This is a genomic window from Phenylobacterium sp., assembly GCF_013911965.1.
Taxonomy (GTDB): domain Bacteria; phylum Pseudomonadota; class Alphaproteobacteria; order Caulobacterales; family Caulobacteraceae; genus Phenylobacterium.
Genome location: NZ_JACESE010000023.1, coordinates 21,599 through 34,089 on the forward strand (window position 1 = coordinate 21,599; position 12,491 = coordinate 34,089).

20 protein-coding genes are annotated in these 12,491 nt (G+C 70.5%); 14 read left to right on the top strand and 6 right to left on the bottom strand.

The genetic code is table 11. From position 1 onward, the window contains the following. Position 1: 1 nt before the first annotated feature. Positions 2 to 460 (top strand): TIGR02444 family protein, encoded by a 459-nt coding sequence (locus tag H2041_RS17495; protein WP_293414915.1) that lies wholly within the window; start codon positions 2 to 4, stop codon positions 458 to 460. A gap of 34 nt (positions 461 to 494) precedes the next feature. Beyond that, positions 495 to 764 carry a DUF465 domain-containing protein gene (locus H2041_RS17500; RefSeq protein WP_363245597.1) on the top strand — a complete coding sequence of 90 codons (270 nt, stop codon included), beginning with the start codon at positions 495 to 497 and terminating at the stop codon, positions 762 to 764. Between the two features lie 22 nt (positions 765 to 786). Here the strand turns inward: H2041_RS17500 and H2041_RS17505 are convergent, their stop codons facing one another. The 3 genes from H2041_RS17505 to ftsY all read right to left on the bottom strand — a co-directional run bounded on the left by H2041_RS17505 (position 787) and on the right by ftsY (position 2,997). Then, positions 787 to 1,365: a MarR family winged helix-turn-helix transcriptional regulator gene (locus H2041_RS17505; protein WP_293414917.1), complete on the bottom strand. Its 579-nt coding sequence runs from the start codon at positions 1,363 to 1,365 to the stop codon at positions 787 to 789. A 106-nt stretch (positions 1,366 to 1,471) separates the two neighbouring features. Continuing rightward, entirely contained in the window at positions 1,472 to 2,065 is a 594-nt protein-coding gene (locus tag H2041_RS17510; RefSeq protein ID WP_293414919.1) for an inner membrane-spanning protein YciB, read from the bottom strand. Beyond that, entirely contained in the window at positions 2,062 to 2,997 is a 936-nt protein-coding gene (ftsY, locus tag H2041_RS17515; protein WP_293414921.1) for a signal recognition particle-docking protein FtsY, read from the bottom strand. Before ftsY ends, H2041_RS17510 begins: the two co-directional genes overlap by 4 nt. Positions 2,998 to 3,149: 152 nt before the next feature. Here ftsY and ccmC point away from each other — a divergent pair, with 152 nt between their 5' ends. From ccmC to H2041_RS17560, 9 genes are all read left to right on the top strand, one after another. Continuing rightward, positions 3,150 to 3,878 (top strand): heme ABC transporter permease CcmC, encoded by a 729-nt coding sequence (gene ccmC / locus H2041_RS17520; RefSeq protein ID WP_293414923.1) that lies wholly within the window; start codon positions 3,150 to 3,152, stop codon positions 3,876 to 3,878. Positions 3,879 to 3,882: 4 nt separating this feature from the next. Further along, complete coding sequence (ccmD, locus tag H2041_RS17525) at positions 3,883 to 4,089, top strand: heme exporter protein CcmD (RefSeq protein ID WP_293414925.1); 207 nt, start codon at positions 3,883 to 3,885, stop codon at positions 4,087 to 4,089. Beyond that, the gene (locus H2041_RS17530; RefSeq protein WP_293414927.1) at positions 4,086 to 4,601 is read left to right on the top strand and encodes a DsbE family thiol:disulfide interchange protein; all 516 of its coding nucleotides are present in this window, start codon (positions 4,086 to 4,088) and stop codon (positions 4,599 to 4,601) included. Before ccmD ends, H2041_RS17530 begins: the two co-directional genes overlap by 4 nt. Positions 4,602 to 4,641: 40 nt before the next feature. Continuing rightward, on the top strand, positions 4,642 to 5,220 hold the full coding sequence (locus tag H2041_RS17535) for a hypothetical protein (protein ID WP_293414929.1): 579 nt from the start codon (positions 4,642 to 4,644) through the stop codon (positions 5,218 to 5,220). A gap of 60 nt (positions 5,221 to 5,280) precedes the next feature. Further along, positions 5,281 to 5,664, top strand: coding sequence for a hypothetical protein (locus H2041_RS17540; RefSeq protein WP_293414931.1), 384 nt, complete (start codon positions 5,281 to 5,283; stop codon positions 5,662 to 5,664). 5 nt (positions 5,665 to 5,669) lie between these two features. After that, positions 5,670 to 5,867, top strand: a complete 198-nt coding sequence (locus tag H2041_RS17545; RefSeq protein ID WP_293414933.1) for a helix-turn-helix transcriptional regulator — start codon at positions 5,670 to 5,672, stop codon at positions 5,865 to 5,867. A gap of 62 nt (positions 5,868 to 5,929) precedes the next feature. Next, entirely contained in the window at positions 5,930 to 6,424 is a 495-nt protein-coding gene (locus tag H2041_RS17550) for a GNAT family N-acetyltransferase (RefSeq protein ID WP_293414935.1), read from the top strand. Between the two features lie 83 nt (positions 6,425 to 6,507). Then, the gene (locus H2041_RS17555; RefSeq protein WP_293414937.1) at positions 6,508 to 7,281 is read left to right on the top strand and encodes a hypothetical protein; all 774 of its coding nucleotides are present in this window, start codon (positions 6,508 to 6,510) and stop codon (positions 7,279 to 7,281) included. 96 nt (positions 7,282 to 7,377) lie between these two features. Beyond that, positions 7,378 to 7,626 (top strand): hypothetical protein, encoded by a 249-nt coding sequence (locus H2041_RS17560; protein ID WP_293414939.1) that lies wholly within the window; start codon positions 7,378 to 7,380, stop codon positions 7,624 to 7,626. A gap of 10 nt (positions 7,627 to 7,636) precedes the next feature. Here H2041_RS17560 and H2041_RS17565 read toward each other — a convergent pair whose 3' ends face one another. Continuing rightward, entirely contained in the window at positions 7,637 to 8,029 is a 393-nt protein-coding gene (locus H2041_RS17565; RefSeq protein ID WP_293414940.1) for a hypothetical protein, read from the bottom strand. After that, entirely contained in the window at positions 8,026 to 8,712 is a 687-nt protein-coding gene (locus H2041_RS17570; RefSeq protein WP_293414941.1) for a COQ9 family protein, read from the bottom strand. The genes H2041_RS17565 and H2041_RS17570 overlap by 4 nt, the downstream gene beginning before the upstream one ends. Positions 8,713 to 8,889: 177 nt before the next feature. Here H2041_RS17570 and rpsU point away from each other — a divergent pair, with 177 nt between their 5' ends. Then, entirely contained in the window at positions 8,890 to 9,120 is a 231-nt protein-coding gene (gene rpsU / locus H2041_RS17575; RefSeq protein WP_293414991.1) for a 30S ribosomal protein S21, read from the top strand. Positions 9,121 to 9,366: 246 nt separating this feature from the next. Further along, complete coding sequence (gene ftsH, locus H2041_RS17580; protein WP_293414943.1) at positions 9,367 to 11,250, top strand: ATP-dependent zinc metalloprotease FtsH; 1,884 nt, start codon at positions 9,367 to 9,369, stop codon at positions 11,248 to 11,250. A 39-nt stretch (positions 11,251 to 11,289) separates the two neighbouring features. Here the strand turns inward: ftsH and H2041_RS17585 are convergent, their stop codons facing one another. After that, on the bottom strand, positions 11,290 to 11,487 hold the full coding sequence (locus H2041_RS17585; RefSeq protein ID WP_293414945.1) for a hypothetical protein: 198 nt from the start codon (positions 11,485 to 11,487) through the stop codon (positions 11,290 to 11,292). 208 nt (positions 11,488 to 11,695) lie between these two features. On the opposite strand from H2041_RS17585, the gene folP reads away from it, so the two are divergent. After that, positions 11,696 to 12,484, top strand: coding sequence for a dihydropteroate synthase (gene folP, locus H2041_RS17590; RefSeq protein WP_293414993.1), 789 nt, complete (start codon positions 11,696 to 11,698; stop codon positions 12,482 to 12,484). Positions 12,485 to 12,491 lie beyond the last annotated feature (7 nt).

Genomic DNA, 12,491 nt, shown 5'->3' on the forward strand with positions numbered 1-12,491 from the left:
CATGGGGATCTGGGAGTGGGCCCTGGCCATCTACGGACAGGAGGGCGTCAGCGCCGCGGCGCTGGAGCTGCAGGACGCCCACGGCCAGAACGTGCCCTTCCTGCTGTGGGCGGTCTATGCCGAGGCCGGCGATCCCGACCGGCTGGCGCAGGCCGCCGACCTCGCGCGGCGGTGGGAGAGCGCGGCGGTGAAGCCCCTGCGGGCCGCGCGGCGGGCGCTTAAGCCGCCGCTCCTCGGAGTGGCCGAGGCCGACCGCGAAGATCTGCGCGAGACGGTCAAGGCCGCCGAGCTGCGGGCCGAGCGCATCCTGCTCGAGGCTCTGGACCGGCAGGCCGGCGGATCGCGGGACGGGGCCTCGACCCTGGAGGCGCTGAAGGCCGCCGCGCGGGCCTGGGGCGCGCCGGCGCCGGAGACGGCCCTGGCGGCGCTCGCCGGCGCCCTGCGCCAGGCGGGGGCATAAGGCCGCCTTTACCGGTCTGACGCAAAACCGGAAGATGTTGAGCATTCCGGCTGAGGCGCCGGGATGGGGGGTGGCGATGAACGACTTCGGACCAGGCGACAGTCCCGACCGGGACGAAATGCTGCGGGCCCGCCTGGCCGAGGCGCGGCAGGAGCACGCGGATCTGGACGTCGTCGTCCAGGCGCTGGCGGCCATGCCGACGCCGAACCTGGGCGTGCTGGGGCGTTTCAAGCGCAAGAAGCTCGCCCTGAAGGACGAGATCGCCGCTCTGGAAGATCAGCTCACGCCCGACATCATCGCCTGACGCCGCAGGCGGCTCAGGCGGCTCAGGCGGCCTTCTTGGCCTTCTTCTTCTTCTTTTCGGCCTTCGCCTTCTTGGGCTTGTCGGCCTTGGCCTTTTCGGGCTTCGGCGCCTTGGGCTCGACCGGCGCCTCGCCCGCCTCGCCGGCCTGGACCAGCTGGCGCAGCTGGGCGACGAAGGCTTCGCGCTTGGAGCCGCCGATCAGGCCGAGCACCCGGGCGTCGGCCGCCGCCATGCGCGGCTTGGCGGCGGTCAGGGCGGCGCGGCCCGCCTCGGTCAGGCGCACGGCGTTGGCCCGGGCGTCGGCGGTGGAGCGCTCGCGCGCCAGCAGACCCTTGGCGATCATCCGCGCGGCCATGTCGGCCAGGGTCGAGCGGTCGATGCCGGTGGCGCGGACGAGGTCGGTCTGGGTCAGCCCCTCCTGCGCCTCAACGGCGGCCAGCACGGCGTACTGGCGCTGGGTCAGGGGATCGTCGCCGAACTCCTCGGCATAGATGTCGAGCGAGACCTGCAGCGCCCGGTGGAGCAGATGGCTGGGGGAATCGTCGAGGGCGCCGGCGGCGCCCGCCGGCGCAGCGACCTGATCGCTCTTGGTCTTGGCCATGGGCCCGCCTCCCACCCGCCGATTCACGTCACGGGGGAGATTACAGTCCTTGTGCGTCGCTTTGACGACGGAACATCCGTGGGCGGCAGGTCGCCGCCTGACCGGCTCAGTCGGCGGGCGGCGGGGGCGGGACCTCGGCCTTGCGCATGTGCTTCATCATCAGCGGAACCTGGGCGAAGGAGAAGACGAGCCCCAGGATCATCAGGCCGGGCATGCGGAAGAGGACCCAGACCTCGTTGGACTGGGTGCGCCAGACCACCTCGTTGAGGGCCGCGACGGCCAGGAAGTAGAGGCCGTAGTTGATCGTCAGCTTGCGCCAGGCCTCGTCGGGCATGGCGAGGGCCGAGCCGATCATCATCTTCAGCGGGCTCTTGCCGAAGGCCAGCGCCCCCAGCAGCACGCCGCCGAAGATGGCGTTCATGATGGTCGGCTTGATCTTCACGAAGGTCTCGTCCTGGAAGATCAGGGTGAGGGTCCCGAAGAAGAGGGCCGCCCCGCCGGAAATGGCCGGAATGGGGGCGATCCGCCGCTCCAGCGCCAGGCCGATCAGCAGGGAGACGGCCGAGCCGCCCACCAGCCACCAGGTGGCCGCCACCAGGTCGCGGCCGGTGAAGGCGAAGAAGCCGACCAGGAAGGCGATCAGCCCGCCATAGTCGACGGTGAAGCGGACGGCGCGGTGGGCGCCGGGCGACAGCCTCATTGGTCCTCCAGTCCGACCAGGGAGCGGGCGAAGGCGCGGGGATCGAAGGGCTGCAGGTCGTCGACGCCTTCGCCGACGCCGATCAGCTTGATGGGGCTGTCCGAGGCCTGGGCCACCGGCACCAGCACGCCGCCGCGGGCCGTGCCGTCCAGCTTGGTCATGACGATGCCCGAGACGCCGATCTGGTTGCCGAAGATGTTCTCCTGGGCGAGCGCGTTGCGCCCCACCGTGGCGTCCAGCACCAGCAGGGTCTCGTGCGGGGCCTCGGGATCGATCTTCTTCAGCACCCGGTTGATCTTCAGGAGCTCCTCCATCAGGCCCGCCTTGTTCTGCAGGCGCCCGGCGGTGTCGATGAGGACCACGTCATAGGCCTCGGCCCGGGCGCGCTCATAGGCGTCGAAGGCCAGGCCCGCGGCGTCGGAGCCGGTCGGGCGGGACATGAAGTCGGCGCCGGCCCGGTCGGCCCAGACCGACAGCTGCTCGACGGCGGCGGCGCGGAAGGTGTCGCCGGCCACCACCAGCACCTTGGCCCCGCGGCGGACGAGGTCGACGGCGATCTTGCCGAGCGTGGTCGTCTTGCCCGATCCGTTCACGCCGATGAACAGGACGACATAGGGCTTCGGACCCGAAAGGGGCGCGAACTCGCCGCGCCGGGGGGCGAGCTCGTCGCCGATGGCGCGGGCCAGCGCCTCCTTGATCTCCGCCTCGTCGACGCTCTTGCCGAAGCGCTCGGCGGCGAAGGCCTGGGTGATCCTGGCGGCCGACCGGGGGCCCAGATCGGCCTCGATCAGCATCTCCTCCAGCTCGTCCAGCTTGGCCTGGTCGAGGGGCTGTTTGACGAAGCTGGAGACCACCTGCTCGGACATCTGCCGCGACGAGCGCGACAGGCCGTCGGTCAGGCGCTGAAACCAGCCTTTCTTCTGTTCCGTCATGTCTCGCCTTCTAGACGGGGCGGCCCGATTTGTCGCGGTCTTCTCCCACGTCGCAGGCGTGGGGGCGGATCTGGAGCCGGCGCGAACGGGCGGGCGACTGCGGCTTCTGCGTCTCTTGCTCGGGCGGGCGCGGCCGGGCTAATTGCGGCCCCATGATCCCGGCCCCGGCCTTCCTGTCCAATCCCGAGCGGTTCATGGCCTTTTCGCGCTGGGCCGCGCCCATGTTCGGCGCGATCGCGGCCGCGCTGGCGCTCGCCGGCCTCTATCTCGGCTTCGCCGCGCCGGAGGACTACCAGCAGGGCGACACGGTGCGGATCATGTTCATCCATGTGCCGGCCGCCTGGATGAGCCTCTTCTGCTACGCCTGCCTGGGCGGCGCGAGCTTCCTGGCGCTGGTCTTCCGCCATGCCCTGGCCGACGCCGCGGCCCAGGCGGCCGCGCCGCTGGGGGCGGGCTTCACCCTGCTGGCCCTGGCCACCGGCTCGCTCTGGGGCCGGCCCATGTGGGGGGCCTGGTGGGTGTGGGACGCGCGCATGACCTCGGTGCTCGTCCTCTTCCTCTTCTATGTGGCCTATATCGCCCTGCGCGCGGCCATGGACGACGAGGCCAAGGCGGCCCGCGCCGGCGCCATTCTGGCGCTGGTCGGCCTGGTCAACCTGCCGATCGTCAAGTTCTCGGTGGACTGGTGGAACAGCCTGCACCAGGGCGCCTCGGTCTTCCGCGCCGACGGGCCGACGGTGGCGCCGGTCTTCCTCTGGCCCCTGCTGCTCATGGGCCTGGCCTATATGGCCGCCTTCGGCTCCCTCTGGCTCGTCCGCATCCGGGGCGAGGTCTGGCGCCGCCGGGCCGAGGCGCTGGCGCTCCGCGCCGCGAGGGCCTGACGCGATGCTCGATCTCGACGCCGGCGCCTATGCGGCCTTCGTCTGGCCGTCCTTCGCGATCACCGCGCTGGTCTTCGCCCTGATGGTGGGAAGCTCGCTGAACCACGCCCGCCACTGGCGCCGCCGGACCGAGGCCCTGCGCCAGATCACCGAAAAAAGTGAGGCGGCCGAGGCCGCCGAGCGCGAGGCGGCGCGGGAGAAGGACGCATGAGCCGCTGGCTCGCCCTCCTGCCGCTGGTCGCCCTGGTGGCCATGGGCCTGCTCTTCGGCCTCTATTCCCTGAACCGCAATCCGCAGGTCCAGCCCGACGCCCTGGTGGGCCGGCCCGTGCCCGCAGTCACCCTGCCGACCCTGGCCGAAGGCGCGCCCACGCCGGTGCGCGAGGCGCTGGGCGGCGAGGTCGCGCTGGTCAACTTCTTCGCCTCCTGGTGCGCGCCCTGCGAGGTGGAGCACCCGACGCTGATGGCGCTCAAGGACCGCGGCGTGAGGATCGTCGGGATCGCCTACAAGGACGCCCCGCCCCAGACGCAGGCCTTCCTGACGCGCCTGGGCGACCCCTTCGCCGCCCGCCTCGTCGACCGCGACGGCGCCGCCGGCATCGAGTTCGGCGTCACCGGCGTGCCGGAAACCTACCTCGTGGGCGCGGACGGCGTGATCCTCGCCAAGCACACGGGGCCGCTGACGCTGGAGGATGCGGAGGCGTTGCTGGCGAAGGCGGAGTAGGGGCGGAGGCGGTCAGCCGTTAGCAAGCGATAGGCCAGCTATGACCGACATGTTCAACCCTGAGTTTGACGAGCCGCTGTTGGTTGAGTGTGCTCAGTGGGTTGGCCGGCTCTGCAACACGTGGGCGCGTCTTGAGTTGGAGATCGTGAATCTGTGTGGCGCGCTTCTCCAAGCACCTAACGACGATGTCTCGAATGCGATGATCCAAGCCTTCGACTTTCGGGCGCAGATTAGTGCAATTCGTTTAGGGGCAGTCGCACGTGAACTTCCGAGCGGTTGGGCGGAGCTAATCCATGATGAAGTCGACTATATTGACCAGACCCTGCGTCCTCGTCGAAATCGTTACGTCCACAGCATGTGGTTGAGGTCATCGGAGGGTGAACTCTGGCGTGTTGATCAGACGCCACGGGTGTACCGGGCGCAGGCCAAGCAACCGCTTTCATGGGCCGGCCGGTCCGTTGTCACTGAAACTATCTCAGCAATCAGAGAAACCGTGGCTGAGATCGACGCGCACGGCGGCTTTGTCTTTCAGCTTGCATCAGACCTAAGTTGGCCTCCGCTCCCGGATTTAGCCGCGAGGCTCGGCGAACAGCCTCGAAGAGCACTGGCGCGGAGCTAGTTGTCAGGTTGACCTGACACGCCCTCCATGTCAGGTTCACCTGACATTGCGGAGGACCCCATGGACGCCAGTCAACGCCGGTACGTGCGCCGGATCGCCGCCTTCGGGGGCGGCTATGTGGCGGTGAACATCGCCGCCATCTTCGGGGCCTTCGACGACATCGGGCCCACGGCGGCCTGGGTGCTGGCGCTCGCGGTGGCCGCGCCGGTGGCGGGGCAGCTCTGGGCGCTGCTCGCCCTGATGCGCGACAGCGACGAGTTCGTCCGCGCGGTGGAGGCCAAGCGCTTCATCCTGGCGGCGGGCGGCGCCATCGCCCTCTTCAGCGCCTGGGGGTTCGGCGAGAGCTATGCGAACGCCCCGCACGCGCCGGGCTGGCTGGTCTTCCCCCTCTTCTGGGCGATCTATGGGGCGGTCTCGCCCTTCGTCCGCACGAGCCGGGTCTAGGGGCCTTGCGCAACCGACTGCGCGAGCTGCGCGCCGAACGGGGGTGGACGCAAGGCCAGCTGGGCGAACGGCTGGGCGTGTCGCGCCAGGCGGTCAATGCGCTGGAGACCGAGAAGCACGACCCCTCCCTCGACCTCGCCTTCCGCATCGCCGCCCTCTTTGGCCTGGCGGTGGAGGAGATCTTCGCCAATCCTCACGGATAAAGAGCGGGCCGCAGGGGCGAGGGGCTGGCGGACGGGCGTCCGGCGCCTTAGCTCCGCAGGCGATGAGCCCCGACCTTTCCCTCCGACCCGCCACGCCCGCCGACGCCGATGCGGTGTGGGCGATCCTGGAGCCGACCATCCGGGCGGGCGAGACCTACGCCCTGCCGCGCGACCTGCCGCGCGAGGCGGCGATCGCCTACTGGCTGGGGGCCGACCGGGAGACCTTCGTGGCCGAAAGCGGCGGCGAGATCCTGGGCACCTACTATCTGCGCGCCAACCAGCCGGGGGGCGGGGCGCATGTGGCCAATTGCGGCTTCATGACCGCGAGCGCCGCCGCCGGCCGCGGGGTGGCGCGGGCCATGTGCGCCCATGCGCTGGACCACGCCCGGGCCCGCGGCTTCCGCGCCATGCAGTTCAACTTCGTGGTCTCGACCAATGAGCGCGCCGTGCGCCTGTGGCGGGGCCTGGGCTTCGAGATCGTCGGCCGCCTGCCCGGCGCCTTCGACCATCCGGTCCATGGCGAGGTGGACGCCCTGGTGATGTTCCAGAGGCTGTAGAAGAACGCCGTTCTTCGGACTTGACGGAAAACCATAGGCCGCTAACTCTCCGCATCTCAATCATAGGTCGAGGCGGGGATCTCATGAGGTATCGGCTTGGCGCGGGCCTGGTGGCTGCGATCGGCCTGGGCGCATGCGCGGCCCAGGCTGCGGATGCAAACCCAAGACCTAAATCCTATCCCGTCCACGACCGAGGCGAGCGGCTGAACGGCCCGCCTCTGGTTCCGGACGCGGCCCTGGCCGCCCGTGTGGACGCGGACGGCGCGCCGAAGGAAGCGCGGCGCGAACTGGCCCACAGCCTGATCGCCCAGTCCGATGCGAGTTGCGAGAATTACCTGGTCGGGGCCAGCGTGGAGGAGAACCGCTGGGACGGCGGACTGTCCATCGCCGCCCTGCTCTTCAGCACCCTGTCGGGCCTGGCTTCGCCCAAGCAGACCAAGGACGCGCTTTCGGCGGGCTCGACCTTCGCCCAGGGCACGCGGACCTCGCTGAAGGACACCGTGCTCGCGGGCAACGACTACCAGCTCATCTACACGGCCGTGAAGAATGGCCGGCAGGAGCGCCGGCGTCAGCTCTACGCCGACATCGAGACCGGCGTGTTCGACACCTGGTCGTCCAATTCCATCACGACCTTCCTCACGCCCTACCACCTGAACTGCGGAATCAACTACGCGCTGGAGCGGCTGGAGGCGGCGACGCGCGAACTGGGCAAGACCCCGCCGGACCCGCCGCCCAAGCCGACGCCTGACGGCGTGCAAGAGGAGGCGGCGCAGGCCGCCGGGGAGACAGAGGGATCAGCGGTCGGCGCCGAGACAGCCGACGCGGACCCGCCCGGTCCGCGCGCTCCCAACAGCTGAGCCGCCTTCAGACCTCGTTAACCATAAATTCAGGGGCTGGGCGCCACTTCTGGGGCGAAAACCGCTCATTTCGCCCGCTTTCGCCAGAGTCGCGCCTTGAACCCCATCCGCCCGCAGACGCCGCCGCCGCACCCGACGCCCGCCCCGGGGGGCGCGGCGCGGACCGCCGCCCAGCGCGCCTTCTTCCAGGCGGCCATGGGCCAGGCTCAGGCGCCGGCCAAGGCCGCCGCGCCGCCGGAGCCGGCGCGCGAGACCGTGCGCGTCCAGACCGTCCGGGCCGAGACCCCGGCCGAGCCGCCGACCCGCATCCTGCGGCCGGGTTCGCTCCTGGATATCCGGGTCTGATCCGATCCGTTCAGTGGCGGGCGGTGGCGGCCAGCAGGCTGCGCCAGGCCTCGCTGGCGATCCAGACGGGCTCGTAGCCCGCCTCCCCCAACTCCTCGATCAGCCGGAAGCGGCGGGCGAGATAGCAGAGGACGTCCTGGCGCAGGCGCTCGGCGGCGGGCGTCGGCTCCGCCATCGCCCCGCCGGGCTCGGGCGGGGAGAGCAGGGCGCGGTCGGCCTCGTCCATATAGACCCGCACGGCGAGCGCCGCGCCGTCGCGCTCGAAGCGGTAGGCCAGGTAGTTGCAGGCCTGGTCGGGCTCGCCCCCGACCATCACCTCGTCCATCCGGTGCTCCAGGCGGACAGGAGCGATCGCGTCGTCCTCGCCGCTGACGAACAGGACCTCGGTCTCGGCCAGGCTCATGCCGCCGGCCCGTAGCGCAGCCGGCCCAGGGTCTCGGCCACGCTCTTCAGGGCCAGCGAAGGGCGGAGCCTCGTCGTCGCCTTCCACTTTTCGAAGGTCATGACATTGGCGATGCGGCGGTCGACGAACTCCATCGAGGCGCCGCGGCCCGACGAGAGCCGGATGGCCAGGGCGCCGGTCAGGATGCCCGACAGGATCGCCCGCTTCGAATAGTGGTTCTCGTCGGTGGCGGTGTCGCCGGCCCAGCGCCAGAGCCGGTCGGCGCTCTCCCAGGCCAGGCGCCCGGCCAGCGGCAGGTTGGGCGGCAGGCTGAGGAAGCCGGCGCAGCGGCGGGTGGCGGTCTCGTCCAGGGCGGCGGCGTCCAGCCGCGCCTCGACGGCGGCGCGGATGCGCTCGCGGATCTTCAGGGAGGTCGGATCGAGGCCCGCCAGCAGGGTCATGGCCCGCGCGTCGTGGCGGCGCGAGAGCAGGGCGGCGAGATCGGCCGGCCCGTTGGGCAGCAGCAGGTCCGTCTCGGCCGGGGACAGGCCCGCCTCGGCCCCCGCCCGGCGGGCGAGGCGGCGGGTCCAGCCTTCGGCCGCGGCCAGGGGAATGGCGGCGGAGAGGATCTGGTCTTCGGTCTCGCGGGCCCAGGCGTCGGCGTCCTCGCCCTGCGGACCCGTTGGGGTGTCGGCGTCGCTCATGGGCGCAAGTCTAGCCCGCCGAAGGCCGCCCGTCTTGCGTGGACATCGGCTTCGCCATCTGTTATCTGAGCGCCCCTCGGCTCCGAAGGCGGCTGCTTTCGGGGCTAATCGGTTTTGGATCTAACGCCGCCGCCAAGCGCTGGCCGGCGCAGTGGCTGGAAGGCAGGAGAGAGTCCCCTGGTTCAGATTTTCGTCCGCGACAACAACGTCGATCAGGCCCTCAAGGCGCTGAAGAAGAAGATGCAGCGCGAGGGCTCGTTCCGCGAAATGAAGCGGCACGTGCACTATGAAAAGCCGTCGGAAAAGCGCGCCCGTCAAAAGGCCGAGGCTGTCCGCCGCGCCCGCAAGCTGGCCCGCAAGCGCGCCCAGCGCGAAGGCCTGATCGCCGGGCCCAAGCGCGCCCGCTAAGGCTTTCGTCGCCGCCCTTCCGCGGCGACCGCACGACCCGATCGGCCAAGGCCGCGCAGACATGCCTGCGCGGCCTTCGTCTTTTTCGGCCGGCGCGAGGCCGAGCCGCCTCAAGGCCAAGCTTTCCCTTGCGCCGCCGGGCGCGGCGCTCCGTCGCTCTGGCGCCGCCCTTGCTGGTGAAACCGGAAAGGCCATCCTATCTTAGGGGCCAGACCCGAAATTTCCCGAGACGGATCAAGAAGCATCATGAACCTGCGCAATCTGGCCATCTGGGGCGTCATCGTCGTCGTCCTGATCGGCCTCTACAGCATGATGAGCGGCGGCGGTCAGGCCGCCGGCGCGCGCGAGATCACCTACTCGCAGCTGCTTTCGCGCATCGACTCCGGCCAGGTGGAATCGGCGATCATCCGCGGCCCCATGGTCGAGGTGCGCGACGCCGACGGCAAGTCCTACACCGCCGTGACGCCGAACAATCAGGACGAGCTGGTCAACCGGCTGGAGGCCCAGGGCGCCGATATCTCGGTCAAGCCCGCCGGCGGCATCACCCTCGTGGGCGTGCTGATCCAGGCCCTGCCCATCCTCCTGCTGATCGGGGTGTGGATCTTCTTCATGCGCCAGATGCAGGGGGGCGCGCGCGGGGCCATGGGCTTCGGCAAGTCCAAGGCCCGCATGCTGACCGAGAACAAGAACCGCGTCACCTTCGACGACGTGGCCGGCGTGGACGAGGCCAAGGAGGAGCTGACGGAGATCGTCGACTTCCTGAAGGACCCGCAGAAGTTCCAGCGCCTGGGCGGCAAGATCCCCAAGGGCGCCCTGATGGTCGGCCCGCCCGGCACGGGCAAGACCCTGCTCGGCCGCGCCGTGGCCGGCGAGGCGGGCGTGCCCTTCTTCTACATCTCGGGCTCGGACTTCGTGGAGATGTTCGTCGGCGTCGGCGCCAGCCGCGTGCGCGACATGTTCGAGCAGGCCAAGAAGAACGCGCCCTGCATCATCTTCATCGACGAGATCGACGCCGTCGGCCGCCACCGCGGCGCAGGGCTCGGCGGCGGCAATGACGAGCGCGAGCAGACCCTGAACCAGCTGCTGGTGGAGATGGACGGCTTCGATCCCAACGACGCCATCATCGTCATCGCCTCCACCAACCGTCCCGACGTGCTGGACCCGGCCCTGCTGCGCCCCGGCCGTTTCGACCGCCAGGTCGTGGTGCCCAATCCGGACATCAACGGCCGCGAGCGCATCCTGCGCGTCCACATGAAGAACGTGCCGCTAGCCGCCGACGTGGACGTCAAGACCATCGCCCGCGGCACGCCCGGCTTCTCCGGCGCCGATCTCGCCAACCTGGTCAACGAGGCGGCCCTGATGGCCGCGCGGAAGAACCGGCGCATGGTCACCCAGCGCGACTTCGAAGACGCCAAGGACAAGGTGATGATGGGCGCCGAGCGCCGGTCCATGGCCATGTCCGAGGACGAGAAGCGCCTGACCGCCTATCACGAGGGCGGCCACGCCCTGGTGGCGCTGAGCGTCCCGGCCACCGATCCGGTGCACAAGGCGACGATCATCCCCCGCGGCCGCGCGCTCGGCATGGTCATGCAGCTGCCCGAACGGGACCAGCTGTCCATGACCTACGAGCAGATGACCTCGCGCCTGGCCATCATGATGGGCGGCCGGGTGGCCGAGGAGATCATCTTCGGCAAGGAGAAGATCACCTCCGGCGCCTCGTCCGACATCGACCAGGCCACGCGCCTGGCCCGGGCCATGGTGACCAAGTGGGGCTTCTCCGACCAGCTCGGCGTCGTGGCCTATGGCGAGAACCAGGACGAGGTCTTCCTCGGTCACTCGGTGGCGCGGTCGCAGAACGTCTCGGAAGAGACCTCGCGGATCATCGACGCCGAGATCAAGCGCCTGGTCCAGGCCGGCTGGGACGAGGCCCATCGCATCCTGACCGAGAAGGCCGAGGACCTGCACAAGCTGGCCAAGGCCCTGCTGGAGTACGAGACGCTCAGCGGCGAGGAGATCGTCAATGTGCTGAAGGGCGTGCCGCCCAAGCGCGACGAGCCTGACCAGCCGCGCAGCCTGGGCCCCGCCGTGGCGGTGCCGATCTCGCCCCAGCCGGGCGCCGAACCGGCCTGATCTTTCAGGCCGACGCGACGTGCGGAGGGGGCCTGGACCTCAGGCTCCCTCCAGCCGCCGGGCGGCCTCGGAGACCACGCGCTTGCCCCAGCTGGTGAGGTCGGCGCGCTGGAGCTTTTCCAGCGCCGCCTGATGAGCGTCCGGGCCGAAGCGCCGGCGCAGATACGCCGCCTCCTCCTCCGCCTCCTGCACAAGCCGGCGGCGGCGTCTGAGATAGCGGATCGGGTCGATGATCATGGCGCTTGTATCCCCCCAAGCGACTTGCCCCTTTCGCCTCCATACAACCTAATAGCCATGTGTGACGGGTCTTCGGCGCCCGAATTGCGCACTCCGGCGAGAAGCCCCCCGGCGCCGATAGATTCGGCGCCGCAAAGCGTTGAAGGATAAGGTCTTGGGCGCACAAGCCGGCCCGACGCCGCCGCCCGCTCCTCCGCGGCCCCGCGTCATGGGCGTCCTGAACGTCACCCCCGACAGCTTCTCCGACGGCGGACGGCACGCCGGCCCGGCGGCGGCCGTGGAAGGCGCCCTGCGGCTGCTGGCCGATGGCGCCGAGATCCTCGACATCGGCGGCGAATCCACCCGGCCCGGCGCGCAGCCCGTCGACGCGGAGGCCGAGATCGCCCGCGTCCTGCCGGTCATCTCCGCCGTCCGGGCGCAGAGCGCCGTTCCCATCTCCATCGACACCATGAAGCCCCAGGTCGCCCGCGCGGCCGTGGCCGCCGGGGCGACGATCTGGAACGACGTCACCGCCCTGCGCCACGCCTCCGACTCGGCCCGTCTGGCCGCCGAACTCGGCTGCGAAGTGGTGCTGATGCACATGCAGGGGGAGCCGGCGACCATGCAGGCCGCCCCCCGCTACGACGACGTGGTGGCCGAGGTCTGCGCCTTCCTCGCCGAACGCGCCGAGGCCGCCCTGGCCGCCGGGGTGGCGCGGGAGAGGATCTGGCTCGATCCGGGCATCGGCTTCGGCAAGACGCTGGACCACAACCTCGCCCTGCTGGCCCGCCTCGACGCCGTCTGCGCCCTGGGCTTTCCGGTCCTGCTGGGGGCGAGCCGCAAGCGCTTCATCGCCGCCCTGGAGCCGGCGGCGCAGGATCCCCGGGCGCGGGCGCCCGGCTCCATCGCCGCCGCCCTGGCCGGCGCGGCGGCGGGCGTCGCCGCGGTGCGCGTCCACGACGTGGGCCAGACCCTGCAGGCCCTGAAAGTCTGGGCGGCTGTCGCCGCGGCCCGCTAGGCCGCTC

Bases quoted from the DNA above. Each gene is read 5' to 3' on its own strand.
- H2041_RS17540 (WP_293414931.1), top strand. From the start codon at position 5,281: ATGGACGCCAGTCAACGCCGGTACGTGCGCCGGATCGCCGCCTTCGGG.
- ccmC (WP_293414923.1), top strand. From the start codon at position 3,150: ATGATCCCGGCCCCGGCCTTCCTGTCCAATCCCGAGCGGTTCATGGCC.
- H2041_RS17555 (WP_293414937.1), top strand. From the start codon at position 6,508: ATGAGGTATCGGCTTGGCGCGGGCCTGGTGGCTGCGATCGGCCTGGGC.
- H2041_RS17585 (WP_293414945.1), bottom strand. From the start codon at position 11,487: ATGATCATCGACCCGATCCGCTATCTCAGACGCCGCCGCCGGCTTGTG.
- H2041_RS17535 (WP_293414929.1), top strand. From the start codon at position 4,642: ATGACCGACATGTTCAACCCTGAGTTTGACGAGCCGCTGTTGGTTGAG.
- H2041_RS17495 (WP_293414915.1), top strand. From the start codon at position 2: ATGGGGATCTGGGAGTGGGCCCTGGCCATCTACGGACAGGAGGGCGTC.
- H2041_RS17570 (WP_293414941.1), bottom strand. From the start codon at position 8,712: ATGAGCGACGCCGACACCCCAACGGGTCCGCAGGGCGAGGACGCCGAC.
- folP (WP_293414993.1), top strand. From the start codon at position 11,696: ATGGGCGTCCTGAACGTCACCCCCGACAGCTTCTCCGACGGCGGACGG.
- ftsH (WP_293414943.1), top strand. From the start codon at position 9,367: ATGAACCTGCGCAATCTGGCCATCTGGGGCGTCATCGTCGTCGTCCTG.
- H2041_RS17530 (WP_293414927.1), top strand. From the start codon at position 4,086: ATGAGCCGCTGGCTCGCCCTCCTGCCGCTGGTCGCCCTGGTGGCCATG.
- H2041_RS17505 (WP_293414917.1), bottom strand. From the start codon at position 1,365: ATGGCCAAGACCAAGAGCGATCAGGTCGCTGCGCCGGCGGGCGCCGCC.
- H2041_RS17500 (WP_363245597.1), top strand. From the start codon at position 495: ATGTTGAGCATTCCGGCTGAGGCGCCGGGATGGGGGGTGGCGATGAAC.
- ccmD (WP_293414925.1), top strand. From the start codon at position 3,883: ATGCTCGATCTCGACGCCGGCGCCTATGCGGCCTTCGTCTGGCCGTCC.
- H2041_RS17565 (WP_293414940.1), bottom strand. From the start codon at position 8,029: ATGAGCCTGGCCGAGACCGAGGTCCTGTTCGTCAGCGGCGAGGACGAC.
- ftsY (WP_293414921.1), bottom strand. From the start codon at position 2,997: ATGACGGAACAGAAGAAAGGCTGGTTTCAGCGCCTGACCGACGGCCTG.
- H2041_RS17510 (WP_293414919.1), bottom strand. From the start codon at position 2,065: ATGAGGCTGTCGCCCGGCGCCCACCGCGCCGTCCGCTTCACCGTCGAC.
- H2041_RS17550 (WP_293414935.1), top strand. From the start codon at position 5,930: ATGAGCCCCGACCTTTCCCTCCGACCCGCCACGCCCGCCGACGCCGAT.